A 25,363-nucleotide genomic window follows, 5' to 3' on the forward strand; every position below is an offset into this window, starting at 1 on the left:
CGAGAAGGTGGAGATCAATTGACACATGAGGAGAGGTACAACTTGGCTTTGGAGATTTCTCAAAAGGTTTCGAGAGAGGTGAAGGACAATCTGATTTGCTTCTGCCTGTATGGTTCTACATCGAGAGGGACCGATACTCACTGGTCCGATCTAGAAATGCTTATGATAACCAGAGAAGAGGTTCCCAAGAAAGCCTTTCTCGATGGCTTAGTCCCGGTCACTATAAATTCGATAACCGAAAACAGACTCTGCAGATTACTTGAGGAACCGGGAGTTGAATGGCCATTCTATGCCGGACTGGTGAAGAACCTTCTCGTACTGGAGGGCGATGCATCGAAGCCGGGGCAGTATTACGCTCTCGCTTGCCGTGTTCCTGAAGAGAAGTTCAGGAGGGCTTTGAAGGACAATCTTTCGGAGCTCGTATTCGAGTCTTGCGGGAGAATCTTCTCCTGCATTGCAAGGAAGAGACACGAGGACATCTACTGCGCCTCAATAGAGACCCTGCTAGAAATGAGAACCGCTCTCTGTCTTCTGAACTGTACGCACGTGAATTATGACTACTTCGATGGCATTCAAGAGAGTTTCAAGTTCAAGAAGCTGCCAGAACGGTACCCCGTTCTGCCAACGAGATTGTGGAAGGGCAGAAGTCCGTTCAGCATTGCAAATGACTTCAGAGATCTCTTCAAGAACTATCTCTCTCTTTTGAGAGAAGAGCAAATTCTTCAAACATGACGGAGTCTATCTACAAACTTGACGCTAGATTCTCTGACCCCCCACTTCTTATGGCACGTAATTGACATCCGTGGCCCACAAGCTTATGTTGTCGAACATGACGTATGACAAGAGTCCATTGCTCGTAGTCATCCTAACTCCATTTGTGCCGGCAGAAGCCGGTCCAAAAACGAAACTCTTCATGTATGTGCCATCTACATATACTGCCGCGTTTCCCGTTGTGTGATTAAAGATCACCTTCACTTTGTACCAGACTCCAGGTGAGATATCCATCACTTTCTCGTAATGGTAGGAACCACCGGAATTTGTCCGGCAGATTATCGCCTGACTTCCTCCTAGGTATCCTATTCCTGTGTATGCATTAGTGTTGTTCGGCCCAATCCAGCCCCATTTGTTTGTTGTGGAGGAGCTCAGCCTAACGTCGTACTCTAGATAGCCAAGCTTTATAGGTTTCACCGATGAAGTGTAGACCGTGGAGTAACCTCCAGTTCCACCGTAGAAGGCGATGACTTTACCGTGACCGGTGATCGTTGTAATGACTGGATTGGGCACACTGCCAGACTCAGTGTAGTACCACTTCCCGAATGAACCTGTGATGGTGCCTGTAGAATATGTCTCAAAATTCTCTCCAAAGGCTTTTGTTGGCGCAGTGCGGAAACTCCAGACGGGGCCGGTCTTAGTGGCTCCTTTACTGTCTATCGCTTTAATCCGCCAGTAGTAATAAGTCGAACTACTCAAAGTGCCGGTAGGGTAAGTAGTCGTACTCCTGTTTGTTTTGAACACAAGAGCCGTTGGAGAGGTACCTAAATACACATCATATGTAACTACATCGCCGTCTGGATCTCCCCCGATCCAAGAGAGTGTAAGATTGGCTGGCTGTGTAAGTGCCCCACTGGCAGGAGTAGGATTCGAAGGGGTATTCGGTGGGTTGTTTATTCCACTTGGATTGATTGTTATATCGAATGTCTGGTCTGTTTGGCCTCCATTTCCATCGTTTGCTCTGATCGTTGCGTTTCTTGTTCCTGAGTCACTCAACAACGGAGAATAAGTGAAGGTGCTTCCGGTGACAGCTCCAACCCCAGCGACTTTGGAAAAGGTAAGCGAATCTCCATCGGGATCATTTGCGAATACGGCGATGTCCAGAGTTAATGTCGTTCCGGCTGTAACATATTGCGGGGAAGGGATCGACAATTCGGGAACTCTGTTCTTATTAGTAACGGTCACTGAGAAACTCGTCGTCGCCTCTGCTCCTTTTGTGTCAATAGCTCTCAGAACAACACTGTAGACTGCCGATTCTTCAAAGTGAATTGCTGCATCCCCATAGGAGGGAGAGTACTCATAGTTGTTTCCGTCAATCTCACCGGGACCTTCAAGAATATCGAATGTAAGAGCATCTCCATCCGGGTCGCTGGCATAGGTTGTAAGAAGAACTGTAAGAATGGAACCCTCCTGAACAGTTTTATTTGGAATCGTTATCCAGACTGGAGCCCTGTTCGTGGGCATAACGGTGACGTTAAAGCTTTCACTTGCCGTTCCACCTTTTCCGTCGTTTGCGGTTATCGTAACTGCATATACCGCTTCTTCCTCGAATTCAATTGCAGATTCACCGATGCCCGGAGTGTAGGAATATAGACCGCTAACTACGCTTCCCTTTCCTGTTACCGAGAAGCTCAAGGCATCGCCGTCTTCATCTGAGACGTGATCGCTCAGAAGGATTTCAAGGGTTTTGGTTTCTTCCACAGTCTGATCTCCTATTGGAAGAAACCAGAGCGGAATCTTGTTTGGCGGGTTGAATGGACATGCAGACAGCAAAAAGATAAGGAAAACTACTGGTAGCAAGACAAGACGGTTCTTTTTCAGAAGCATTCTAAACACCTCCCACTTAACCATTTCAGCGGTTTTTGAAGTCAACTGTTCCTGCAGTTTCAGTATATTTCACGGCTGCGCGACATTATCTTTCGATACGAAGATTCCAAAGAATAAGAATGCCAATCGGATTTGTTTCGAAAAGAGCATGTAAGTTTCCTTAATTACGCCAATATGGTTAACTTGCTAAATGTGAAACTAAAGACTAATCATAAAGACATCATCTAAGGGCGACTAAGATTCGACAGATACAGACTCATCTGGCTTAACGGTTCAAGCGGTTACCTGAAGCCCAGACCAGGAATGATAAATAAGTCTAGACAAATCACTCAGAATTATGATATTGCGTTTTGATTTTGGTTTGAAGAGAAAGTGTAAATCTGCAATAATTGAAAAGTCGCTAAACACTTTCAGAAAATAGTTTTGAAAGCCACAGCGGTCATTCCTTCAAAGAACTTGGGACAAGTGGCTTTCACTCGTTCTTGCTGCCCTCAAAGAGAGATGGATCATACTTCTAGATCTTCGAGTAGTGAAGCAAAAGAATCTGTCTCAGGCATAATTGTTTCGTAGAGTCTCAGGAGAGAAGGATCTGAAAGGAGAGGAACTGGATGACTTCGCGAGATAGAGTGTTAAAAACGTTGAAACACCGCGAACCTGACCGCATTCCCATCGATCTGGGAGGAATGAGGTCGACCGGCATTCATGTCAGGGCTTACAGGAAACTTGCAGATTATCTCGGTCATTGTGATCTTCCAGTAAGGGTTTTCGATGTTCATCAGATGCTTGCCTTTATCGATGAGGAGATCAGGAGAGAAGTCCATTCCGATGTGATCGAACTCAAGAGACTGAACGGAGGCTTTGGAACTAGAATCGATTCCTGGATAAGGAGAGAGATCTTCGAAGATGGGTCGAGATACCTCTTTCCAGATGGTTTCGATCCCGAATTGAAAGAGGACGGTTCGCTAGCAATCGAGAGGAACGGTGTCGAAGTCGCGAGGATGCCCCGGGGCGGCCATTACTTCGACAGGAGTTACTTCCCCCTTGCCCATGCCGATAGCAAAGAGGAGATCTCGGCTCTTGTTCTGCCAAAACTGACTGACGAGGAAATAGAGTTCCTGAAAGGACAGCTCTCGGGAATACGTGAGTCAACAGACTGCGCCGTAATCGGGGCTTTCGGGGGAAACTTCCTCGAGGCTGGCCATTCAATGTTCGGTTACCAGGAGTTCATGGAAAGGCTGATTACCAACCGATCTCTTATGGAGTTTTTTCTTGATCGGCTCCTCGAAACCTATATTGTAGATCTGGAAAAGTATCTCTCTAACGTGGGAGACGATATAGATATTATCCAGATTGGCGACGATTACGGCACCCAGGAAAACACGGCGATATCGCCCCGGATTTTCAGATCTGTCTTCAAGTCCAGACTGAAAGACCTGTGTGACTTCATTCACAGGAAGAAACCCGATCTTTTCATCTTTCTTCACTCCTGTGGGTCAGTCTATACCTTCATACCAGATTTCATAGAAGTCGGTGTTCAGATCCTGAACCCGGTTCAGACTAACGCGAAGAATATGGAGCCGGAAAGGCTCAAGAGTGAATTTGGAAGAGATATCGTCTTCTGGGGAGGGGGATGCGATACACAGCACGTCCTGCCTTTCGGAACACTCAAGGATCTTGAGGACGATATTCGCCGGCGCATCGACATTTTCTCTCCGGGCGGAGGCTTTGTCTTTGCTCCTATCCACAACATTCAGGCCGAAGTATCACCCGGGAAGATCTTCAGACTTTTCGAATGCGCATACGAATATGGTTCTCGATAATTCCCGCTGAAGAATCTGCTCTTCTTCTGAACCTGAGGTCTTGTATTACGGCCGAAAATTCCTGCAGGCCCTGAAAAAGGCGGCGATATTCTCAGGAGGAGTCTCCAGTGGGATGTCACAGCCTGAACTCAAGATGAAATTGGGTACGTCCTTCATTTTCTCTAGAAGGTTTGCAGTTTCTCTCTCGACCTCCTCTCCGTTTGACTGAAGGAAGACCTTGACCGGATCTATGTTGCCTATAAGAAAAACATCTTCGGGAATTCTCTCCGCCGCATCCTTCAGGTCCACCATGCTGTCAAGGCTCAGTCCGTAGGCGCCGCTGGCGCCCATAGGTTCTACTATGTGTTCCGTGTCTCCGCAGATGTGATAAATTAAAGGTTTTGAAAGTTCCGATCTGAGCTTTTCAAAATATGGAAGCGCGAAACGTTTGAACTGTCTCTTGGATAAGAGCACCGCCGTCGGTTCAAGCACGGCTATCGTGTCCGCGCCGTGGTCGATTAGCGCTCTGGAGTATTCACCTACAACCCTTGCGCAGAAGTCTACTACACTCTCTGCAAAATCCGGCTCTTCTATCAGTTTCATACAGAGGTCTGTAACCCCAATCAGTTCTCCTGCAAGGCTAAGTGGACCGATAACGTAGCTGCCCTTCATTCCCGGCAGTTTTCTCGCCATCTTATCTGCAACCTCTGTGAAGATCCTCATTCTGCCGGATACTCCCCTCCAGGAGTTTTCGACAGAGGCCAGCTCGTCCCGTCCCTTTATTAGATGTTCCTTAACGTAGGGATTGCCATCCTCAGGGAAACCGATCTCCAGTCCCAACGCCTCGGCCTCGACCGTCAAATCCATCATGAAGAAGATCCCGTCGGGCTGAAACTCCTCCATAAGCTTCGACAAAGACTTGAACTGGATTTCCACGTTTGTGAGATTCTCTTTAAGCTTTGTTCCAGTAAGTCTTGCTCCCGGCGCGCCGAGCAAAGGTATGATTGATCTATTGAAAGCCATTCTTTATCCCTCCCTCAAGGCAAGATTGTCAACGAAGATCTCGTTGAAATCCTTTCTGCCAGATAGTTCTACATAATGTACCTCACTGCTGAGACTTTCCGCTCTCTCTCGAATCCCGCTATCGAAAACTGCCAGAACTGCACCCAGACCGGCCGCATTGCCGACGGGTGAAACTCTTTCGACCGGCACATTGGGAAGCATGCCTATTCGCAGGGCATTTTTGGGATCGATGTAGTTTCCGAAGGCTCCGGCAAGCAGAATCCGGTCTATATCTTGCGTCTCGATGCCGGCCCGGTCCATCAAGACGGATACTCCTGCTCGAATGGCTGCTTTTGCAAGCTGTACTTCACGAATGTCTCTCTTGTTTATCCGCACTTTTCCCACCGGGCCGTCAAGCTCGAAGTGTTCTCCCCTGATTCGTCCCGATTCGTTGACTACTCCTGCATCTATCATTACGGCAATCGCGTCTATCAATCCCGAACCACATATTCCAGAAACATACGAACCATCCACTGTACTGAATCCGACACCTTCTCCATTCAACCACACATGATCCATCGCTCCCGGTCTGGCAATAGTTCCCTGGCTTATGTTGCCTCCTTCGAATGCCGGACCTGCCGCGGTCGAGCAAGCGAAGATTCTGTCGCCGCTTTTGAGGGCCATCTCCCCGTTGGTTCCGATATCCACAAGGAGAACGTTGCCGGAATCCTCGACAAATCCAGACGAGAGAATACCGGCCGTGATATCTGAGCCTACGTAGGCAGAGATTCCGGGCATTATGTAGATTTTCGAATTTGGAATGGACTCTTCTAGATCCAGTTCATGCGACTCGAATACCTTTCCTCCAGTGAATGCCGGTATGAAAGGTGAGGAGACGATTCTCTCGGGGCTTATTCCGAGAAGGATGTGGATCATCGTCGTGTTTCCCACTATCGAAGTATCGTAGATCCTTTCCTTCGATACTGCCCCTTCATTGCAGAGATCGTCGATCAGCTTGTTCAGTGTTGTCAAGACTGCAGTTCTCAGCTCATCGATTCCTTCGTCTCTCTTGATTGCGTAGTCAATTCTGGAAATGACATCTTGGCCATATGCAGACTGGGGATTGGAAGCAGATCGAACCGCAACGATCTCTCCCGACTTGAGATCTGCCAGGTAAACTGCGAGGGTTGTCGTGCCTATATCGATAGCGACACCGAAGATACCGCTTTCGTCCGAGAAAGGTAGTATGTCTATTACTTCGCTTCCGTACAAGACGGCCCTGCCTCTGTAATCCAGCTCCCTTATGACATGGGGAAGCCTTCTCAGAAGACTAAGTCTGTCAATCCCTGGTCTTTCGGTAACGAGACCACTCATCAGTCTTGAATAGTCTGAAGTCTGGTCATCAATATCCGGCCTACAAAGAGAAAACTCTTCGACTCTAACCTGTGGAGATATCTCTCTTATCGAGGCCTTCGGAAGAGGCGGTTTGGAAACTGCGGAATTCAGAGCCGGGTCCTCTGTTTTGACTCTGACATCGGTCATGACTTTGTACTGGCAGCTCAGCCTGTATCCGGCCGCAATTTCGTCTCGTGTCAGGAGTCTTGACTCGGTAAGGGTGAGCGGGAAGGCCTTGCTTCCTTCAGCCACGAGCGCTTTGCACTTTCCACAGTTTCCCCTCCCTCCGCATACGGCATTCACCTGCTGCGATTCCCTTCTTAAAACATCGAGCAGCAAATCGCCTCTCTTTGCCGTTACTGTTCTTTGCGAAGGCAGGAATGTGACCTTATACACAGCTTCTTTCATTACTTAACCTCTCTCCTCATCGGTATCCCCGATCTCATTTAACCTATGCATTCACTCGAGAGCGACACCGCAGCGGCTCCTTTTGGGCAACGGTCTTTCCGAATGGACAATGGCAAACTAAGAACTAATTTTTTCTGCTCCAACCTCTTGCCAGCAACTCCTAACCTCGCCAACCAGACTGATTTTGAAGACTGAGCCACTCTATTCAAGGGAGTTCCTCAGCTTCCGATCATACGGTGCGCTTCTGTAATGACAGTTAACCCTTCTGCAAACCATGCAGCTCCTGTAATCCTTCTCGGACTGAAATGCAATTCCCGAAATTGACTTCGTCGGAATCATGAGTAGAGATTCATTCAGTTCGACCCCAATCTCTTCCTTCACATTTCCAATCAAGGAAAACAATTCCTTCTGCTGCTGCAGAGCCCAGATCTCCGCATCTCCCGAGCCTGGAGACATCCATACGAGGTTTTCGATCAGGTTATTCCTGGAAATCTCGCTTCTTAGGAACCCGGCTGCCTCATGTAGTATGTGCTCCAGCACACTATCCCAGAGAAAGATCTTGAGAAAGTCTGTACGATCGAGCGGGAACTCGTAAAGTTCTCGTCCGGAAGTTATGACGAACGGGAAGACTCTGCCGACCGAATGGAGTTTTTTCGACAGGAGACGGCTCTCGAAGCGAACACCTTCTATTGTAACTTCGTCGTTGTTAACGCAGTCGACAAAGCAGGTCCTGTAGATCGCTTTTGGGTTTGCAGTCTCACGGGCATTCTCTACGAGCTCTCTGAAAGTCGTCTCTTCCTCAGAACCGGCTCTGATCCGCAGGCTTTCTACAAGCGAAGCCGCCTCTATCTTGAAAGGTATGCCTTTCAGGACTGAGATGTTTTTCTCGCGCTCTACCATGAACCGACCGAATCGAAAGCCGATTCGACGTATCTAGCGAGAGTTGAATTCATTTCCAGCCTCCAGCATTGCAAGGTAGTTTCTCACCGGGATGTAGTTGGCGACGGTGTTGCCCGTGCCTAAAGCATACCCGCCTCCCGGAGCGCATTGTTCGAGAGTCTCGAGTGTTCGATTCCTAACTTGCTCGACGGAGGCGTGACATAGAAAATCAACATCTATTCCTCCGAGGATCGAGATTCTCTTGCCCCATCTTCTTTTCACTTCTGGAACAGGCATTATCTGGTCTTCAAAGGAGTGTTTTGCATCGACTCCGGCTTCTATTATATCGTCCATTACAGTGGTTAAGTTGCCGCAACTGTGAAGGACAAAGGGTTTACCGTTTGCATGTACCACGCTGGCTATCTCTTTGTACCACGGGAAGACCAGTCTTCTGAGATGTCTCGGAGAGAAGATGGTCGATGTCTTGTATCCGAGATCGTCTCCAAAGCAGTAGGCGCCTACGCAATCCATTGAAGAGATGATCTTTGCGGCTCCAACGAGAACATGGCCGATCTTTTCGTTAAGAGTGTTGACCAGCTCGGGATCCTCGTAAACGGCCATGGAGAGATTCTCAACACCCATCAGGAAGCTGGAGTGCTCAAATGGCCCGCCGGAAGCCCCTCCAACTACTTTCATTCCTTCGGGAAGGTGCTCACCCAGCTTACGGAAAAGGTCGAAATCGACAGCTTCATCTGCCTTCGGCCAGTCCGCTTCCTGGATGTCTTTTAGGGTCTTAATGGGGCCGCCCTTTTCATTCATCCACTTCCTGCTTTCTCTGCGGTATGTTGCCGTGTCTTCACCATGAATGTAATCGGGAGTGGGAAAGCGGGGAGCCTGATAGAAGGGAACGTAGTCATATCCCAGTTCCTCATAAAAACCGACCAGCTGGTCGAAGTACCTGTCGGGATCTTCTTCTAATACGGCAAGTTTGTAGCCCATCACTTCTTCCATTATTTTATCGTCCGCAAAGAGCTCAAAGAACGGAACTCTGCAAGGTTCTTCATTGCGCCTGAAGACGTCCAGAATCACTGAGAAATCGGGTGCCGGTTTCAACTGAATCCCCCCCATTTTTTCCAAAGAGTCAAGTCTCCGGAGACTCCGATCGTGTTTAAGTATATCGGGTACTCATCAAAAGCATTCTAGCATCAATCCATATCTCAAATAAAGCTCGACGAATGCGTACCTGCAGTTGCGGAAGAAATAAAGGCTCGAAACAAGGCCTGAAAATCGGACCTGTCGGTACTGTTATAATCATCATGAGACGTTATCTGAGTTCAGGCATTCAACACTCTTCAAGACTCGAGGTGAAGCTAGTTGAGACTTATTACTAATAAGATGTTTCTCGAGTACGATTACTGCCCTGTCAGGGGATGGATCGAGAGGAATGAACCTCGGGATTTCACGCCGACAATCGCAGAAGATTTCAGGATGAAAGAGGGTCTAGATGTCGGCAGAAGGGCGAGGAGTCTCTTTCCTGAAGGTATTCTGATAGAGGAACTGGATCCCTTTGAGGCCTCCTTCGTAACCGAGCGGATTATCGGAGACAGGCAGTCCGTAACACTGTTTGAACCCGCTTTCATTAGCGGCGATTTCGTCTCAAGGGCGGACGTTTTGAGAAAAGGGGCAGATGGACTGGATGTCTTCGAGGTCAAAGCGAGCCTAGCAGGTTCATCGAACACAAAGGACTACATAAGAGATCTCTCTTACACAATCTCAGTTATAGAAAGCTCGGGTTACAGAGTCAAGAAAGCATGTTTAATTATGGTCTCAAGAATGTATCGCAAGGGTGACGATGACCGGAAGCTCTTTGAGATCATAGACGTAACGGACGAGGTTTCGAAGCAGAAAACAGAGATAACGGCCAAACTCGAACTTGCATCAGTTATCTTGACTTCAACATTGATTCCTTCCGGCTCATTGGGGTACAAATGCAGAGACTGCGAGCATCTTCGAAGATGCTTCGGTCTGGACAGGAGACTCAGTATCTTTGAGCTTCCCAGATTGGGTGCCGATAAGACAGATGCTTTGATCGAAAAGGGATACTTCTATCTGGAAGAGCTTCCGCGAGAGATACTTGGTGACAAACCTCTTCTGCAAAGAGTCTTTCGTGGAGCAAAAACAGGAGGGATAGTGATTGACAAGCCCGAAGAACTTCGAGAAAAGCTGAATAGTATGGAGTATCCGATAGGTTATCTCGATTTCGAGACTGCAGCTTCAGTTATTCCCCTGTATGATGGTCTGGCTCCCTACGAGGGGATCCCGTATCAGTATTCACTGCACATTCGAAGAAAAGACCCGGAAGTCCTTGAACACAGGGAGTTTCTCTTCGGCAATCCTTCGAGAGATGAAAGCCTCCTGCTCGCCGAAAGGCTGGTTGAGGACCTCAAGGACTGCAGAACACTTATGGCGCACCATGCTTCCGTTGAGAGGAATATTCTGAGATGGCTGTCTAACAGATACAAAGACTATCCAGAACTTTCAGAACAGCTCATATCCTTCTCGGAGATATTTGTAGATTCGGAACTGCTTGTGAAAGACCACATATATCATCCCGACTTCGGGGGAAGCTTCTCAATCAAAAGGCTTCTTCCTGCACTTGTAGAAGGGGTTGGTTATGAGGGACTGTTCATCCATAACGGTGACGATGCCAGGTATGTTTTCGTGAATATGGCTCTGGGAAATTACAGAGAGCCCGAGGTAGAGAGAATAAGAAGAGATATGCTGGAGTACTGCAAGATGGATACACTGGCGATGGTAGAGATTCACAAATTTCTCTGCGATCTATTATCGGAATGAGGATACTGTTGATACAAATGTGAATCGTCAGCATACGACTTAATCGAATTATTTTCGAAGTAGAATAATCTGGTCATCAAATTAGGTTATTATGAATCATGCATACTTTAGGCATCGAGAGGATGTGACGACATAGAAATCTTCAAGATAAAGAATCATGAGACATCGCTTCCCCTTATTCAAGGAGGAATGGCCGTAGGGATTTCTCTGGACAATCTGGCCGCTACCGTCGCTTCTGAAGGTGGAATAGGGGTTATTGGAACGGCAGGTATTGGTATGACGGTTGACGGTTACAGAAAGAACTTCAGGCAGGCAAGCATAGATGGCCTCAAGAATACCATAAGAAGGGCAAGGGAGAAGACAAAAGGGGTTTTGGGAGTAAACATTATGGTAGCCCTCACAAACTACGCAGAGATGGTGGAAACGGCCGTGAAGGAGAAGATAGACGTGATCATCTCCGGCGCGGGACTGCCTCTTGATCTCCCCTCTTATCTCGATGATGGATCGGAAACGGCTATAATTCCAGTGGTCTCATCTCTGAAGTCTGCGACCGTAATATTCAAGAGATGGTTTCGCAGGTACAGCTACGTCCCCGACGGCTTCGTTGTGGAGGGACCTAAGGCGGGCGGCCACCTCGGATACAGAGTCGAGGAGATCTTTTCTGAAGAGAGTTCTCTCGAAAAGACCGTACCTGAGATCAGAAGGTTTGTAGATCAGGTGAAACGTGATACTGGAAAAAATATTCCGTTGATAGCGGCCGGAGGGATATTCGATAGAGATGATGTCGAAAAAGCCTTCAAGCTCGGGGCCTCAGCAGTTCAAGTAGGGACGGCCTTTGTGGCCACGGAAGAATGCGATGCAGACTACAGGTTCAAGCAGGCATTCGTGAATGCTTGTCGGGAGGATATAACCATTATCAAGAGTCCTGTGGGAATGCCGGGCAGAGCAATAAAAAACAAGTTTCTGGACGATGTTGAGCAGGGAAAGAAAAAGCCGTTTAAATGCTCATTTCAGTGCATAAAGACATGCAATTACAGAGAGGCGCCATACTGCATTGCAGAGGCGCTCATGAATGCCTGCAAGGGAGATCTGGAAAATGGCTTTGCCTTTACGGGAAGCGAAGGATACAGGATAGAAGGCATTACAACAGTGAAGAAGGTTATAGATAGACTATTCGGTGAAAACAGGCGCTAGCTCTCTTGATGTATCTTAAGAAGTCAGTGGTCTGTCTGCACCGCAAATAAATGTGGGGGAGGTTGAAGATGGGAACCCTGGAGAAGATAACGAACGCGATCATCGAAACAATGCCTGCTCAGGCAAAAGCTGCCACTGAAGAGGCTCTAGCGGAAGGCCTCAGCGCAAAGGAAATTCTGGATAGCGCACTTATCCCGGGGATGGATGAAGTTGGCAGGTTATTCAGAGAGGGCGAGTATTTCGTTCCCGAAGTTCTTGTTGCTGCAAAGGCGATGAACCAATGTATGGACCTTATTGAACCTCTTCTTGTCAGCGGAGGGGTCAAGAAGATCGGCAAAGTGATTGCCGGGACTATCGAGGGTGACCTCCATGACATTGGAAAAAACCTGGTGTGTATGATGCTTAAGGGAGCGGGCTTCGAAATAATCGACCTTGGCGTCGATGTGAAGCCCGAAGAGTTCGTTGAGGCAGCCGAAGGTGCGAAGCCGGATATTCTTGTTATTTCCGCCCTGTTAACGACCACAATGCTTAATATGCCCAGAGTGATAGAAGAACTGAAAAAGGCCGGCATTCGAGAAGAAGTAAAGGTGCTCATAGGTGGGGCGCCCGTGAGTCAAACTTATGCTGAGGAAATTGGAGCGGACGGTTATTCTCCCGACAGTGCCGGAGCCGTCGAACTGGCAAGGATGTTCGTATCTGGGTAAGCTCATTGATTTTTGAAGAGTGTCCGGTGGCGATCCGGAATCGTCGAGAAGACCGTTTGCTCAACGCGAAAATCAAAGAATAGAATAGGTACTCAATACACGACTAAATGTGCTCAGGGAACCTTTACAAAGTGCAATTTCAAAGACAAGTTGATATAATACCGATGGTATTCATTTATTCCGGTTTTTCATTTTGACGGCTGTAAAGCTGTCTATTTACGGATGGAGGGTTCAAGATGTTGACAGCGTTAATAATAATGTCGGTCGTCACTCTGATTTCCTTTCTCTTCGCAATTGCATCTGTCAGAAGACTTTCTCAGAGTATCAGGAGGAATCAGGAACTCCAGCTCAAAGAAAAGGACCTGGAGAGAGATGTCGCAGAGAGGGATGAAAAACTGGACTGGCTAACTTCTGCCAAAGAGGAGCTTGAAGAGACCTTCAAAGCGATATCTTCTGATGTTCTCAATTCCAGTACCGAAAACTTCATTCGACAGGCAAATGACAAGTTCTCGGGATTGCTCAAGCTGCAGAAAGAAGATTGGGGCAGTCAGAAAAGGGATTTCGAGAGTCTCGTGAGTCCGGTGAAAGACAACCTGGAAAAGCTGGAAAGAAATGTGAGGGAATTGGAATCTAAGAGAGAAGGAGCATACAAAGCTCTTGAAGAACAACTGAGGACTCTTGCGACAGCAAACACCGATCTTAGGCAGGGCGTTACGGATTTGAAGGGCGCCTTGAGAAATAGATCAACTCGTGGAAGATGGGGTGAGATTGAGCTTCGTAGAATAGTTGAGCTCAGCGGCATGACCGAACATGTTGATTTTGTGGAACAGGAATCGATTGACAGTGGCAGGCCAGATCTTATTGTAAAACTACCTAATGAAGCTTACATACCGGTAGATGCCAAAGTTCCGCTCGACAGTTATCTGGCCGCATTGGAAGAAGATGACGAGTCGTCGAGAAGCCAGTTCATGAACGTCTACGCAAGGAATGTTCGAGAGACAGTGAATAGACTCGCCAGCAAGAACTACTCTGAATCGTTCAGCAGAAATGCCGATTTTGTGGTAATGTTTGTCCCGGTGGAGTCTGCAATAAATGCGGCTTTTCTAACAGACCCGGACCTCTTTGAATATGCTATTGCGAAGAAGGTCCTTATTGCTTCTCCGGTGAATCTCGTTGCGCTGTTGAAGTCTGTAGCCTATGGGTGGCAGCAGTACAGCCTTACCGAAAACGCTGAGAGGCTTGTTCAAGCCTCGAAAGAACTCTATAATAGATTCGGTGTTTTCTTCGCTCATTACAACAGACTGCAGGGCCACCTAAAGAACGCCGTCAGTGCCTACAATGATGGAGTGGGTTCCTTTGAAAGCAGGCTGCTTCCGAAAGTCAGGGAGATCGAAACTCTTACCGAGACACGCGAAAGGCTTCCCGAAATTGAAGGGATTGCCGAGGAACCGAGATCTTCGGAAAATATGAACTATGATTGATCTCCTGCGCCAAAATACAGAGACTGGACTTGGGAAAGATCGCTTCAGAGGCGGTTGAGAACTTTTTTCGCCGCGATGTGGTCATCAAAGATCAGTCTTTTTGCTTCGGAGCAGAGCTTCTGCCAGCTTCTTTCGGTCTTTCCCGAAATCCATCCGCCAGCCTAATCGAAAGTAGCTGACATATGCTAGACGGAATAAAGAGGGCAGACCAACAATATGGGCACTCGCATCGGCACTTGCAACTCAATCCGCTTCGACTGCACCGTGTATATGCTGGTCCCTGTAAAGGTTGCTGTCTTTGATACTTGCGTAGTCGTGAAGTAACGCTGTAATTTCTACTACAGAGCGATCTGCATTAAGTTTTTCGGCAAGGATAAGCGAGTTGAGTTAGACCACCGTCAGTATTTGATGTGCCCGGATGTCGTAACCGAAGATATTTTCGTCGTTCTTGCAGTTTTTTCGACTATCTCACCGCTTTATAGAAAATAACAATCTCTTCTTCCCTTTAAGGTAAAATCCATGTGATTTCGCTCCCGGCTGCCTGTTCCATCAGTAAGACAATATTATGATACGCGAGAGTGGTTCTGAAAGTCTTTATGCGATAAAATGCGAGAGGGGATGCAATGTCCGGTCTTCCGATGACAGAAATTTGCCGGTCTCTTGATGCTGATTGTGAAGGATTCGGAATGGAGGTATAGATGAACGAACTATTATGGTTTTTGATGCTTGTAGTGAACTTCAGTTTGATCATAGTTGCTTACAGGTTGTGGGGAAAGACAGGATTGTACGTCTGGGTAGCCATAGCTACGATAATTGCCAATGTTCAGGTAATAAAGACGGTTTCACTTTTCTGGATGGCCGCGACTTTGGGAAATATCGTTTATGCGACGTCGTTCTTGGCTACGGATATTCTTTCTGAGAATCATGGAAAGAAGGAGGCCAAGAGAGCAGTCTACATCGGCTTTTTCTCTCTGATATCGACTACCGTGATAATGCAAATCGCTCTTGCCTTCGAGCCTCATCACTCTGATTTCTCTCAGGAGCATCTCTCAGCAATATTCGGCCTTCTCCCCAGAATTGCTCTGGCTAGTCTGGCAGCCTACTGGTGTTCTCAGTTACATGACGTCTGGGCATATGATTTCTGGAAGAAGAGGTTTCCTGACAGGAAGCACATCTGGCTCAGAAATAACGCAAGCACGATGGTATCGCAGCTGATCGATACGGCGGTTTTTACTTCGTTAGCCTTTCTAGGAGTTTTTTCGACCGATGTGTGGTGGCAGATATTCTGGTCCACTTACATTCTAAAGTGGGTCGTTGCAGTTCTAGACACTCCATTCATCTATCTAGCCCGAAAACTGAAAGACGAGGGTAAAATCAAGGATCTTGTTCCCTGAGATTCTTTATGAGAAATCCTCCTCGAGATAGCTTCATGCTGTGTTCTCTTGTGCTTCCGAAAGCTCTCGGCCGTCGGTTGATATAATTCATATGAAAGAGAAATATTTATGAAGGAATGGATTGTTCAACTCCCCGGCTGACAAACAGATCAGGAGGTAAACTGTGGACGAGAGTGAAAGGAAACTGAATAAGTACGAAATGAAGAGAGACTTCAACAAAACGCCGGAGCCCGACGGTAAAGAGGCCTCTCTTGAATGGGCAAAAGATAGACCGGTGTTTGTTGTTCAGAAACACGCCGCATCGACTCTTCATTATGACTTTCGAATCGAAGTAGACGGAGTTCTGAAGTCGTGGGCCGTTCCCAAAGGTCCGTCAACCGACCCCTCTGAAAAAAGGCTGGCCGTTCCCACGGAAGACCATCCCCTCGAGTATGGCGATTTCGAGGGAAATATCCCCGAAGGAGAGTACGGCAGAGGCACGGTTCTTCTTTGGGACCGGGGAAGCTACAGAAATCTGAAGGAAGACCCTGAATCGAACCCACTCACAAAACAAATCGAAGATGGTCATATCACAATTTGGCTCGAAGGAGAGAAGCTTAAGGGTGGCTACGCGCTCGTCCGAACGGGAAAAGCGGAGAATGCGCGGTGGCTTCTGATCAAGATGAACGATAAAGAAGCCGATGCAAGAAGAAACCCAACGTCGACCGAGCCCAATTCAGTCAAGACAGGAAGAAGCCTTGAAGAAATTCGCGACTCCAGAGATTAGACAACTTATACAGCGAGCCTTCAAGATCAGGAGATGAGTAAGCCGGATATTATCTTTTCGCTTTTTGGAGCTGCGAGAGTTCATCTTGATGGCGAGAGATCGGGACTATTGTGATCGTGATTAAGTATTGCCGCTATTCGAGGTAGTGTCTTTATTGATCCTATCAGGATTCTTCAGACCCTTCCTGACTTCTTCAAGCATTTCACTTGTCAATGTTTTCAACTTCAATAGATGAATAGAAACGGCAGTGCCAACTCCGACAAGAATTGCCGTGACAACAGCATTCGATATCAGTATCATTGTCAAGGTAAGAGTGGACCACAGCAAAGCAAGTGCAAGATTTCTTGCTCTCCTCCTTACTGCTCGGAAATGTAGATAACTGTAGATATACGCACCGAATAGCTTATGGCCGATCAACCATCGGCACAGCTTCTCTGAGCTTCTTAGGTATCAAAATGCCGCCAACAACAGAAAAGGAGTTGTTGGCAGCAATGGAAGAACTATTCCGGTTACGCCAAGAAAAAGGGAACCCGATCCTGCGATTACCAGCAAAACTTGTTTAAGCCTCACAAGTTACCTTTCTTATCGCTCAATATTTGGCTACTTCCAAACTTCGTCCAGCGAAATCCCCAGAGCCTTCGCAACCCCCGCTCCATAAGCGGGATCGGCTTTCAGGCAGTTTCCAATATGTCTGATCTTGATTTCCTTTGTCGAGTCTCCCATGTTCCTTGCTGTGTTCTCAAATAGAACTTGCTGCTGCTCTGGAGTCATAAGATTGAAAAGCTTTCCAGGCTGGGTGTAGTAATCATCGTCATCTTCTCTGAAGTTCCAGTTATCGGCGGCACCCTTTAGCTCTAGAGGGGGTTCTTTGAATTCAGGTTGTTCAGCCCATGCTCCATAACTATTGGGTTCATAGCCTATCGTGCTTCCTGCATTATCATCTACTCTCATCTGTCCGTCACGATGATAACTATTGAATGGGAACCGTGGTCTGTTAACTGGAATCTGATGATGGTTAACCCCGAGCCTGTAACGCTGGGCGTCACCGTAGGAGAAGAGCCTTCCCTGAAGCATCTTGTCTGGAGAGAAACCTATTCCGGGAACAATACTTGCCGGATTAAAGGCAGCCTGTTCAACATCAAGATAGTAGTTTTCAGGGTTCTTGTTCAGCTCGAAGTACCCAACCTCGGTGAGCGGGAACTCTCCTTTGTACCAGACCTTTGTCAAGTCGAAGGGATTGTAGGGCATTTTATCGGCCTGTTCCAGCGTCATAACCTGAATATACATGGTCCATCTTGGAAAGTCGCCTCTCTCTATGCTCTCGAAGAGATCGCGCTGGTGGCTCTCCCGATCTTTTGCGACTATGACTTCAGCTTCGGCATCGGTGAGATTCTTTATTCCTTGTTGCGTCTTTAAGTGGAACTTCACCCATATCCTTTCATTGTTGGCGTTTATCATGCTGTAAGTATGGCTTCCGTAACCGTTCATGTGTCTATACGAAAAGGGAATCCCGCGATCGCTCATTGTTATTGTTACCTGATGAAGAGCCTCGGGAAGTGAAGACCAGAAATCCCAGTTATTCTTCGCGCTCCTCATGTTGGTCTTCGGATCACGTTTAATAGCATGATTCAGATCGGGGAACTTGAGAGGGTCCCTCAAGAAGAAGACTGGCGTGTTATTGCCGACTAAATCCCAGTTGCCTTCCTCTGTATAAAACTTCATTGCGAAACCTCTTATATCCCTTTCGGCATCGGCAGCGCCTCTCTCTCCGGCTACCGTGGAGAACCTGACAAACATATCAGTCTTCTTGCCCATCTCTGAGAAGAGCTTGGCTTTGGTATACTTTGTAATGTCGTGGGTCACGGTAAACGTTCCAAAGCCTCCAGAGCCTTTCGCATGCATTCTTCTTTCCGGAATAACCTCTCTGTCGAAATGGGCCAACTTCTCAAGATACCAGACATCTTGCAGCAACATCGGGCCTCTCGGACCGGCAGTCATTGAGTTCTGATTGTCGACTACGGGCGCTCCAGCTGCCGTGGTCATTTTCTCTTTTTTTGGATCTTTTTCCATATTCTCCTCCAATCTTATCGTCCGGCAAAAGCGGACATCGTAGGGTTTATTTAAGGGGTTGGGGTTCTCAAAAGATCTATAATAAGCCGAGTACACACACATGCATTCATGGCTCACGATTTCATAGAAGCAAACTCTAACTAGAGCAAGTCGGGCTCAGTAGACAAGACTGTCTTGGAATCTTTACTAGCTTAAATTATTCTAACATTAGATACCGCGGAAACTCGTATTTGCAGCACTCTTAAGCGCAACGCCAGTTCTTAATCACATTGTTTCTCTGCCTTGGATATGCGGCCAGCTTCAAGGCTTTCGGCAATGTAGTTTGTATTCTGATATTATTCTATTGAGGTGATTGAATGTTCACAGTACTCTCAAAAGAGCGAATTTCGCCGGATACCTTTGATATCTGGCTTTCTCATCCCGAGATCTATAAATACGCGAAGCCCGGCCAGTTCCTGATAGTAAGGATAGACAAATACGGTGAGAGAATTCCTCTCACAATTGCGTCAACCGATAAAGGAAGGGTAAGAGTTATTGTGAAGGCCGTGGGCAAGAGTACCTACAAGCTATGCTCTTTGAGCGAGGGCGAATCAGTTGCGGATATCGTAGGCCCGCTAGGAAATCCCAGCGAGATAGAAAAGATTGGAACGGTCTGTGTAGTGGGCGGTGGTGTTGGCATTGCACCGTTGTTTCCTATTACCAGGGCACTGAAAGAGGCAGGAAATGAGGTTATAGGAATACTGGGCGCTGCAAAGAAGGAGCAGCTTATAATGCTGAATGAATTCAGACCATTTCTTGACAGGCTGTACATCACGACCGACGACGGTTCCCTTGGTTCAAAAGGAACGGTAACAAATCCTCTTAAGGAAGTTATCAAGGATCACCCACCAGCTTCAATCTGGGCAATAGGGCCCATGGTAATGATGAAGTTTGTCTCGCTTCTAGCCTCCCAGAATGACATACGATGCTGGGTCTCACTTAATCCGATCATGGTAGATGGGACGGGAATGTGCGGAGCCTGCAGAGCAGAAGTAGGGGGCGAGATGAAGTTTGCCTGTGTTCACGGACCGGAATTTGACGGCAGGTCGGTCAACTGGGACGAGCTCATCAAGAGGCAGTATCAGTACCGAGAAGAGGAGCAGATTGCTCTTGAGGAGTACATACGTGAATCGGGTGAGATTAATGCCTGAGAAATTCAAAGTTAAGATGAGAGAGTTAGATCCTTTAGAGAGAGTCAACAACTTCGAGGAGGTTGCCCTTGGCTACACCAAGGAAGAGGCAATTGCAGAGGCAAACAGATGTCTCCAGTGCAAGCACAAACCCTGTGTGAGCGGCTGTCCGGTGGGAATAGATATCCCCGGTTTCATCAAAGCACTGAGAGAGGGTGACATCGAGAAGAGCACAAAGATTTTGAAAGATGCCAACAACCTCCCAGCAATCTGCGGAAGAGTCTGCCCTCAGGAAAAGCAGTGTGAGCTTGCCTGCGTAGTGGGCAGGATCCCGGGCAGTGAACCTGTCGCAATCGGGAGACTGGAGAGATTCGTCGCCGACCAGAATATATCTCTCGAAACTGCCGTAAAACCGTCCGTAAACAAAAGAGTTGCCGTCATCGGTGCAGGTCCGGCCGGTCTAACGGTCGCAGCCGATCTCGCGAAAGAGGGTTTTTCGGTTACGGTCTTCGAAGCCTTCCATACTGCGGGAGGTGTGCTTGTTTATGGTATTCCCGAGTTCAGGCTTCCCAAAGAGATCGTTGCAAAGGAAGTTGAATTTGTGAAGGGCCTGGGAGTTGAATTCCGTTTCAATCAGATTGTAGGCCGAACGATTCCATTCGAAGAGATAAAAAACGAATTTGATGCAGTTTTCATTGGTATCGGGGCGGGCGCTCCTAGATTCATGGGAATACCGGGATCGAATCACAACAACATATTCTCCTCTTCCGAATACCTCACGAGGACCAACCTTATGAAAGCCTATCTCTTTCCAAGGTACGACACGCCTGTCAAGATAAAGGACAGGGTAGCCGTGATAGGGGCAGGAAATGTCACAATGGATGCGGCAAGGACGGCCAAAAGACTTGGAGCCAAAGAGGTTCATGTGGTCTACAGGAGAAGCGAAGAAGAAATGCCTGCAAGAATAGAGGAGTACCACCATGCCGTTGAAGAGGGGATAGTGTTTCACTGGCTGACCCTTCCCGTTGAGTACGAAGGGGACATAAACAACAACGTCACTGGAATGAAGTGCGTTAAGATGACTTTGGGTGAACCGGATGATTCGGGGAGAAGAAGGCCGATACAAATTGAGGGATCGGAATTCATCATGGAAGTGGATATGGTCATCGAAGCGATCGGGCAGACTCCAAACGCCATTCTGAAAGCCGGTTTTCCAGAGGTGAGACTGAATAGATGGGGCAGTATCGATGCCGATGAAGCCAGCGGCAAAGTCGATGAAGGCATCTACGCCGGCGGAGACATCGTGACCGGTTCCGCTACCGTTATAGAAGCCATGGGAGCAGGAAAGCGTTCTGCGAGAGCAATTAAGGCGTACTTGTTGCGCAAGTGATGTGCTTCATGATACCTGCGCCAGATCTTGAATGTAAATAATCACGGAAGACTATAGAGCAAAAAAACGCGAGAAGCCCGTCAATGGTTTTCTGCACCGAGACTCTACATTTCGGAGACAATTGCCGGCTCCTTTCAATAGAGTTTTTTTGTTCAAAGAATAGATCAACTCTCAAAACCAATCTGATAATCTGAGAATCATGGAATTCTGATATTTCTCTCGATAAAGGAGACTTCTCTTCGCAATGAAAAAAATGACGAAAAACAGCTTTCGGTGATACAGAGCTTTCATTCTTCTCCCTTTTTGGCGCGTCATATTCTCAAAATTCCTCGTGAGATACGATCATACCCGATCAACCTCTTTTATTCCCAGATGTTTAATCCGTTCTACCTAAAAGAGTGTTTTCAAATAGACTGTTGAGTTTGCTGGAATAATTTAGGTTCAGAAACTAACTAATTAGGAGGACTGAATTTGCCAATCTCTGAGAGAAGATCAGCTGGAGTACTCTCTGAACTTAGGGAAAGAAATCTTAAGACAGTAATGGACGTTGTATCAAGATACCAGCCCATATCAAGAACAAAGATTTCCAATTTGACAGGGATATCTTGTAAGCGCTGGCAAGACTTCTTCTGGTCTGGGAAAAAGGCAAGAACTTCTTTCCTTCAATCCCGGGAAAGCCTTCGTTATTTCGGTTGATGTCGGACTCGCAACAACTATAGTCGCCAGAGTCGATCTTTCAATGAATGTCACAGACAAGTGCGAAATCGGAACATCCGAGAGCCCGGAGAAATTCGCTTGCGAATTAGTGGACTGCATTTCAGATCTTTGCGACAAAGAAAACGAGCTTCCTTCGTATTTGGTGATCTCTGTACCGGGTCTTGTTCGCGGTGATTTGAGAACTGCAATTAATGTTCCCTTGCTCCATTGGACCGACCTCGTACTTGCAGAACTCGTTGAGAGCCGACTTAAGCTGAAAGGGCTAGATTCTCCGGTAATGAGCAACAACGATGCAAAACTGAGAGTTCTCGCTGAGGTAGCTCTTAAAAGGGACATTCCTGATGATTTTGCGAACATAGTTTACGCTCTTGTTAAGGAAGGAGTCGGAATTGGACTGTTCATCAACGGCAGTATATATGTTGGAAGTAATCATATTGCTGGCGAATTTGGGTACATGTCTATCGATCGAAACGGACCGGAATGTTCATGTGGAAGAAAGGGCTGTTGGCTTACTATGGTTGGCTCGAGAGAACTTGATGATCTCGTTATAAGTGAAAGACTTGATGATTACATCGAATCCTTCTCGATCGGTCTCATGAATATCGTAAACGGTCTTTATCCAGATCTGGTTGTAATTAGCGGTGCCCTTGAAGAATACCGGGACAGCGTTTTGCCTGCCCTGAAAACAAAACTGAAGAACAGCGCGCTCTTCGAACTGTCCTCGATGGAGATCGTTAAATCTGCTTTTGATGACAGAGAGGGCCCCATTTTTGGAGGGGCGTTGATGGGTTTGAGGAAGTATCTAAACATAGAAACGGGCGTTTTATAGCCCGAATTTGAAGAGAGATGATGACAGTTGAAACGTGGAGTAGTGCTCTTGATAGCATTGTGATTTTTACTTACTGGAGCTACAACACTAAGCGGCTCTCCGATCAGCTGGCTCAGCAAGGAGTAAGCGGAGCGGGGAAGAAATCCCTTGGTTGATGAGAGATAATAGGAATAGCTTGATTTCAGGTACTTGACAGGTCGAATCAACTGCCGTAAGAATTGAAAGATCTTCTGAATGAGACAGGAGGATGCAACGATTATCCTCCTGTTTTCAATCAATCTCGCGATGAAATTATTCATTAACCTTTTCAAAGGTTAGATGCTCTTAATAGGCAATTCAACGATTGTTGCCACTGCCGATTCTTCGTTCTTCACGAAGATCGTTCCTCCATGCAACTCGAGTATCCTTCTCGTTATGCTCAGCCCAAGTCCATTTTCGCCGCCGACTCCTTTGATGAATGGTTTGAAAAGCGTGGCCAGTCTTTCTTCTTCGATTCTTTCACCATCGTTTGCGAAGCGGATAACCACGTTCTCTTCTTTTTCATTGACTTCCATTGTGACCTCTATCGTATTTCTTGCATAGCGGATCTGATTGGAAAGAATGTTCTCTATCGCTATTGCCATTTGCTCTTCGTTTATTTGCTCAGTGATATTTCTCAGGTTCAGGTTCCAGTCTATGTCGTCTCTCTGGAAAGAAAAGCGCCCGACGGTATCTTCAATCAGTTCCGAAAGATTGACCTCTTCCGTCTCCAGGTTGTGACGCGACAGATACTCCAGTCTGGTGATAAACAGTAGATCCTTCACTCTCAGATCCATTCTCTGAATCTCTCTGTCAATAACATCTATCGCGCTATTTAGATCCCCACCAGGATAGATACCGTCTTTTATTGCCTGCGCGTAACTCCTGATAACCATTACAGGTGTTTTCAGCTCGTGCGAGATAAACTGGAGCATAGACTGCTGCTCTTTGTCCTGCTCGCTAAGACTCCTTCTCATGTTTTCAATTGAATCGGCAAGCTCTCCGATTTCGTCGCTTCTGTTCAAAGCAATCGGCTTATCCCAGTTTCTCTTGGATATCATTCTTACGTCTTCGGAGAGTCTCTTAAGAGGTTTAGTCATATATCTTGAGAAAACGATGATGACTATCAGACTTACCACGGTCATTATTGCCATCACCAGCAATAGTCTTGAGAGCAACGTCGATGAAAGAGTGTTCTTGTAGGTATCCCACATATAGGAAATCATTGTGACATCTCTTCCCGAAAGTTGACCGGACCGAACGACGTAGAAGAGACTCCTGTTGTTCAACCTGGCTTCATACCTCTCTGACGATGTGTTTTGAACCTCCGCATTAGCTCTTATAGAATCAATCACAGGCAGAATCTCAGGCACTATCGTTCCGCTGATTACAATTCCCTTCGAAGTTGTAGTCGGCGAAGAGACTTTCTCAGTATCTTCCTGTGTCCTGAATCTATGCAGATAATTGTCTATGAGGTCAAACTCTCTGTCGAAAACGACTATATGTCCAACGTCTCTAGCATTTTTAAAGCTGTTCGTGTCAATGTCTTCAAAAGGAATGAATCCTCCCTGTAACTCTATCAGCTTGACTTCCTGGGCGTACTCAATGGTCCTGTACGCCTCGGTGGTGAAGAAGTCTCTTATCGACCATCTAAAGACGATTCCCAAGAGGAGAAACAAAATCGCGAGAACGGTGGCAAACAGTAGCCAAAGCTTGTCAGATAAGCTCCAGGCCCTCATATGTTCACGCTCTTATATCCGAATCCATACACGGTTTCAATCTTGAACTCAGGCATCTTCTTCCTCAGTCTTCTAACCAAATCATCGACCGCTCTATCGCTTCCGTAATGGTCGTAACCCCAGACTTTGTCCAGGATCTGGTCTCTCGAAAAGGGCTTGCCTCTGCCGTTAACGAAAAGAAGAAGCAGGTCAAACTCCATTGAAGTGAGTTCGATGGCTCTAGATTCGTCATTTGTCTCTTCAATAACTGTTCTTCTCGCTTCATCGATTTTGTAGGGAGGAATAGTGATTACCCCTTCGGAATGACGGACCCTGTCGAGGATCTTCTTCACCCTTATAACTAGCTCTCTCGGAAGAAAGGGCTTGGGCATATAGTCGTCGCTTCCCATCTCAAGTCCTACAACTCTATCTATGTCTTTGTCTCTTGCGGAGATAAAGATTACCGGTATCACTGAATCTCTCTTTCTGATTTCTCTGAGGAGCTCGAATCCGTCAATTCCGGGAAGCATAATGTCAAGAATCCATATGTCTGGGGTGTCGTCTATTTCGTCGAAAGCGTCGCTTCCGTTTGTGAACGATCTGACTTCCCATCCCTCCTTTTCGAGATAAGAAGTGAGTACATTGTTCAGATTTCTTTCGTCTTCGACCAGATTGATTCTTGTTGCCATGAACTTCACCTCTAGAGTGCCAGATCTCATTCAATAATAATCGATCACGTCAATAATAACTAACCAGTAGGCCAGACTGCCACTTTTTGTCTCAGTTGGAATTCGGCGGTCCGGCCTTTTTCAAAGAACTTCTTCAACAGAGGAACAAGAAGCTACGATTCTATCTTACGGAATGTTTCACGTTCATCATCAGTCGTTTCCAGACTAGCACGCTCCTTTCTGTGTAGCGGATGGGGGGTCACGTTATCTATGTAAGACTGCATTTGCTCGTTCTGCATTGCGTCTCT

General features: G+C 47.0%; 19 protein-coding genes and 1 pseudogene. 11 read left to right on the plus strand and 9 right to left on the minus strand.

From position 1 onward, the window contains the following. Positions 1-42: 42 nt before the first annotated feature. Positions 43-732, plus strand: a complete 690-nt coding sequence (locus RJ60_RS00170; protein ID WP_258006134.1) for a hypothetical protein — start codon at positions 43-45, stop codon at positions 730-732. Positions 733-780: 48 nt separating this feature from the next. On the opposite strand, the gene RJ60_RS00175 is transcribed toward RJ60_RS00170, so the two are convergent. Continuing rightward, positions 781-2,598 (minus strand): Ig-like domain-containing protein, encoded by a 1,818-nt coding sequence (locus tag RJ60_RS00175; protein WP_103133757.1) that lies wholly within the window; start codon positions 2,596-2,598, stop codon positions 781-783. A 683-nt stretch (positions 2,599-3,281) separates the two neighbouring features. On the opposite strand from RJ60_RS00175, the gene RJ60_RS00180 reads away from it, so the two are divergent. Continuing rightward, positions 3,282-4,418 (plus strand): uroporphyrinogen decarboxylase family protein, encoded by a 1,137-nt coding sequence (locus tag RJ60_RS00180; protein ID WP_180979877.1) that lies wholly within the window; start codon positions 3,282-3,284, stop codon positions 4,416-4,418. 45 nt (positions 4,419-4,463) lie between these two features. On the opposite strand, the gene RJ60_RS00185 is transcribed toward RJ60_RS00180, so the two are convergent. The 4 genes from RJ60_RS00185 to RJ60_RS00200 all read right to left on the minus strand — a co-directional run bounded on the left by RJ60_RS00185 (position 4,464) and on the right by RJ60_RS00200 (position 9,194). Continuing rightward, positions 4,464-5,420, minus strand: coding sequence for a uroporphyrinogen decarboxylase family protein (locus RJ60_RS00185; RefSeq protein ID WP_103133759.1), 957 nt, complete (start codon positions 5,418-5,420; stop codon positions 4,464-4,466). A 3-nt stretch (positions 5,421-5,423) separates the two neighbouring features. Then, the gene (locus RJ60_RS00190) at positions 5,424-7,202 is read right to left on the minus strand and encodes an ASKHA domain-containing protein (RefSeq protein WP_103133760.1); all 1,779 of its coding nucleotides are present in this window, start codon (positions 7,200-7,202) and stop codon (positions 5,424-5,426) included. A 201-nt stretch (positions 7,203-7,403) separates the two neighbouring features. Beyond that, positions 7,404-8,102 carry a vitamin B12 dependent-methionine synthase activation domain-containing protein gene (locus tag RJ60_RS00195; RefSeq protein WP_099830252.1) on the minus strand — a complete coding sequence of 233 codons (699 nt, stop codon included), beginning with the start codon at positions 8,100-8,102 and terminating at the stop codon, positions 7,404-7,406. A 33-nt stretch (positions 8,103-8,135) separates the two neighbouring features. Beyond that, complete coding sequence (locus RJ60_RS00200; protein WP_099830253.1) at positions 8,136-9,194, minus strand: uroporphyrinogen decarboxylase family protein; 1,059 nt, start codon at positions 9,192-9,194, stop codon at positions 8,136-8,138. Positions 9,195-9,455: 261 nt separating this feature from the next. Here RJ60_RS00200 and RJ60_RS00205 point away from each other — a divergent pair, with 261 nt between their 5' ends. From RJ60_RS00205 to RJ60_RS00235, 6 genes are all read left to right on the plus strand, one after another. Further along, positions 9,456-10,937 (plus strand): DUF2779 domain-containing protein, encoded by a 1,482-nt coding sequence (locus RJ60_RS00205; RefSeq protein ID WP_099830254.1) that lies wholly within the window; start codon positions 9,456-9,458, stop codon positions 10,935-10,937. A 132-nt stretch (positions 10,938-11,069) separates the two neighbouring features. Then, on the plus strand, positions 11,070-12,131 hold the full coding sequence (locus RJ60_RS00210) for a nitronate monooxygenase family protein (protein WP_099830255.1): 1,062 nt from the start codon (positions 11,070-11,072) through the stop codon (positions 12,129-12,131). 68 nt (positions 12,132-12,199) lie between these two features. Continuing rightward, entirely contained in the window at positions 12,200-12,835 is a 636-nt protein-coding gene (locus tag RJ60_RS00215) for a corrinoid protein (RefSeq protein ID WP_099830256.1), read from the plus strand. Between the two features lie 236 nt (positions 12,836-13,071). After that, on the plus strand, positions 13,072-14,316 hold the full coding sequence (gene rmuC, locus RJ60_RS00220) for a DNA recombination protein RmuC (RefSeq protein ID WP_099830257.1): 1,245 nt from the start codon (positions 13,072-13,074) through the stop codon (positions 14,314-14,316). Between the two features lie 698 nt (positions 14,317-15,014). After that, positions 15,015-15,710, plus strand: coding sequence for a queuosine precursor transporter (locus tag RJ60_RS00230; protein WP_099830259.1), 696 nt, complete (start codon positions 15,015-15,017; stop codon positions 15,708-15,710). A gap of 163 nt (positions 15,711-15,873) precedes the next feature. Beyond that, a complete protein-coding gene (locus RJ60_RS00235) occupies positions 15,874-16,476 on the plus strand; it encodes a DNA polymerase ligase N-terminal domain-containing protein (RefSeq protein WP_099830260.1) in 603 nt (200 codons plus the stop codon). Positions 16,477-16,596: 120 nt separating this feature from the next. On the opposite strand, the pseudogene RJ60_RS00240 reads toward RJ60_RS00235, so the two are convergent. Further along, positions 16,597-17,046, minus strand: a pseudogene (locus tag RJ60_RS00240) (YbaN family protein). Between the two features lie 30 nt (positions 17,047-17,076). Then, positions 17,077-18,546: a catalase gene (locus tag RJ60_RS00250; RefSeq protein ID WP_099830263.1), complete on the minus strand. Its 1,470-nt coding sequence runs from the start codon at positions 18,544-18,546 to the stop codon at positions 17,077-17,079. Between the two features lie 356 nt (positions 18,547-18,902). Between RJ60_RS00250 and RJ60_RS00255 the strand changes: the two genes are divergently transcribed. The 3 genes from RJ60_RS00255 to RJ60_RS00270 all read left to right on the plus strand — a co-directional run bounded on the left by RJ60_RS00255 (position 18,903) and on the right by RJ60_RS00270 (position 22,651). Continuing rightward, complete coding sequence (locus RJ60_RS00255) at positions 18,903-19,736, plus strand: sulfide/dihydroorotate dehydrogenase-like FAD/NAD-binding protein (RefSeq protein WP_099830264.1); 834 nt, start codon at positions 18,903-18,905, stop codon at positions 19,734-19,736. Next, entirely contained in the window at positions 19,729-21,105 is a 1,377-nt protein-coding gene (gene gltA / locus RJ60_RS00260; RefSeq protein WP_099830265.1) for an NADPH-dependent glutamate synthase, read from the plus strand. Before RJ60_RS00255 ends, gltA begins: the two co-directional genes overlap by 8 nt. A gap of 685 nt (positions 21,106-21,790) precedes the next feature. Continuing rightward, on the plus strand, positions 21,791-22,651 hold the full coding sequence (locus RJ60_RS00270) for an ROK family protein (RefSeq protein WP_258001713.1): 861 nt from the start codon (positions 21,791-21,793) through the stop codon (positions 22,649-22,651). A gap of 314 nt (positions 22,652-22,965) precedes the next feature. On the opposite strand, the gene RJ60_RS00275 is transcribed toward RJ60_RS00270, so the two are convergent. Further along, on the minus strand, positions 22,966-24,408 hold the full coding sequence (locus RJ60_RS00275; protein WP_099830268.1) for a cell wall metabolism sensor histidine kinase WalK: 1,443 nt from the start codon (positions 24,406-24,408) through the stop codon (positions 22,966-22,968). Further along, complete coding sequence (locus RJ60_RS00280; protein WP_099830269.1) at positions 24,405-25,076, minus strand: response regulator transcription factor; 672 nt, start codon at positions 25,074-25,076, stop codon at positions 24,405-24,407. Before RJ60_RS00280 ends, RJ60_RS00275 begins: the two co-directional genes overlap by 4 nt. Positions 25,077-25,363: the final 287 nt, after the last annotated feature.

The organism is Mesotoga sp. B105.6.4 (assembly GCF_002896535.1).
GTDB lineage: Bacteria > Thermotogota > Thermotogae > Petrotogales > Kosmotogaceae > Mesotoga.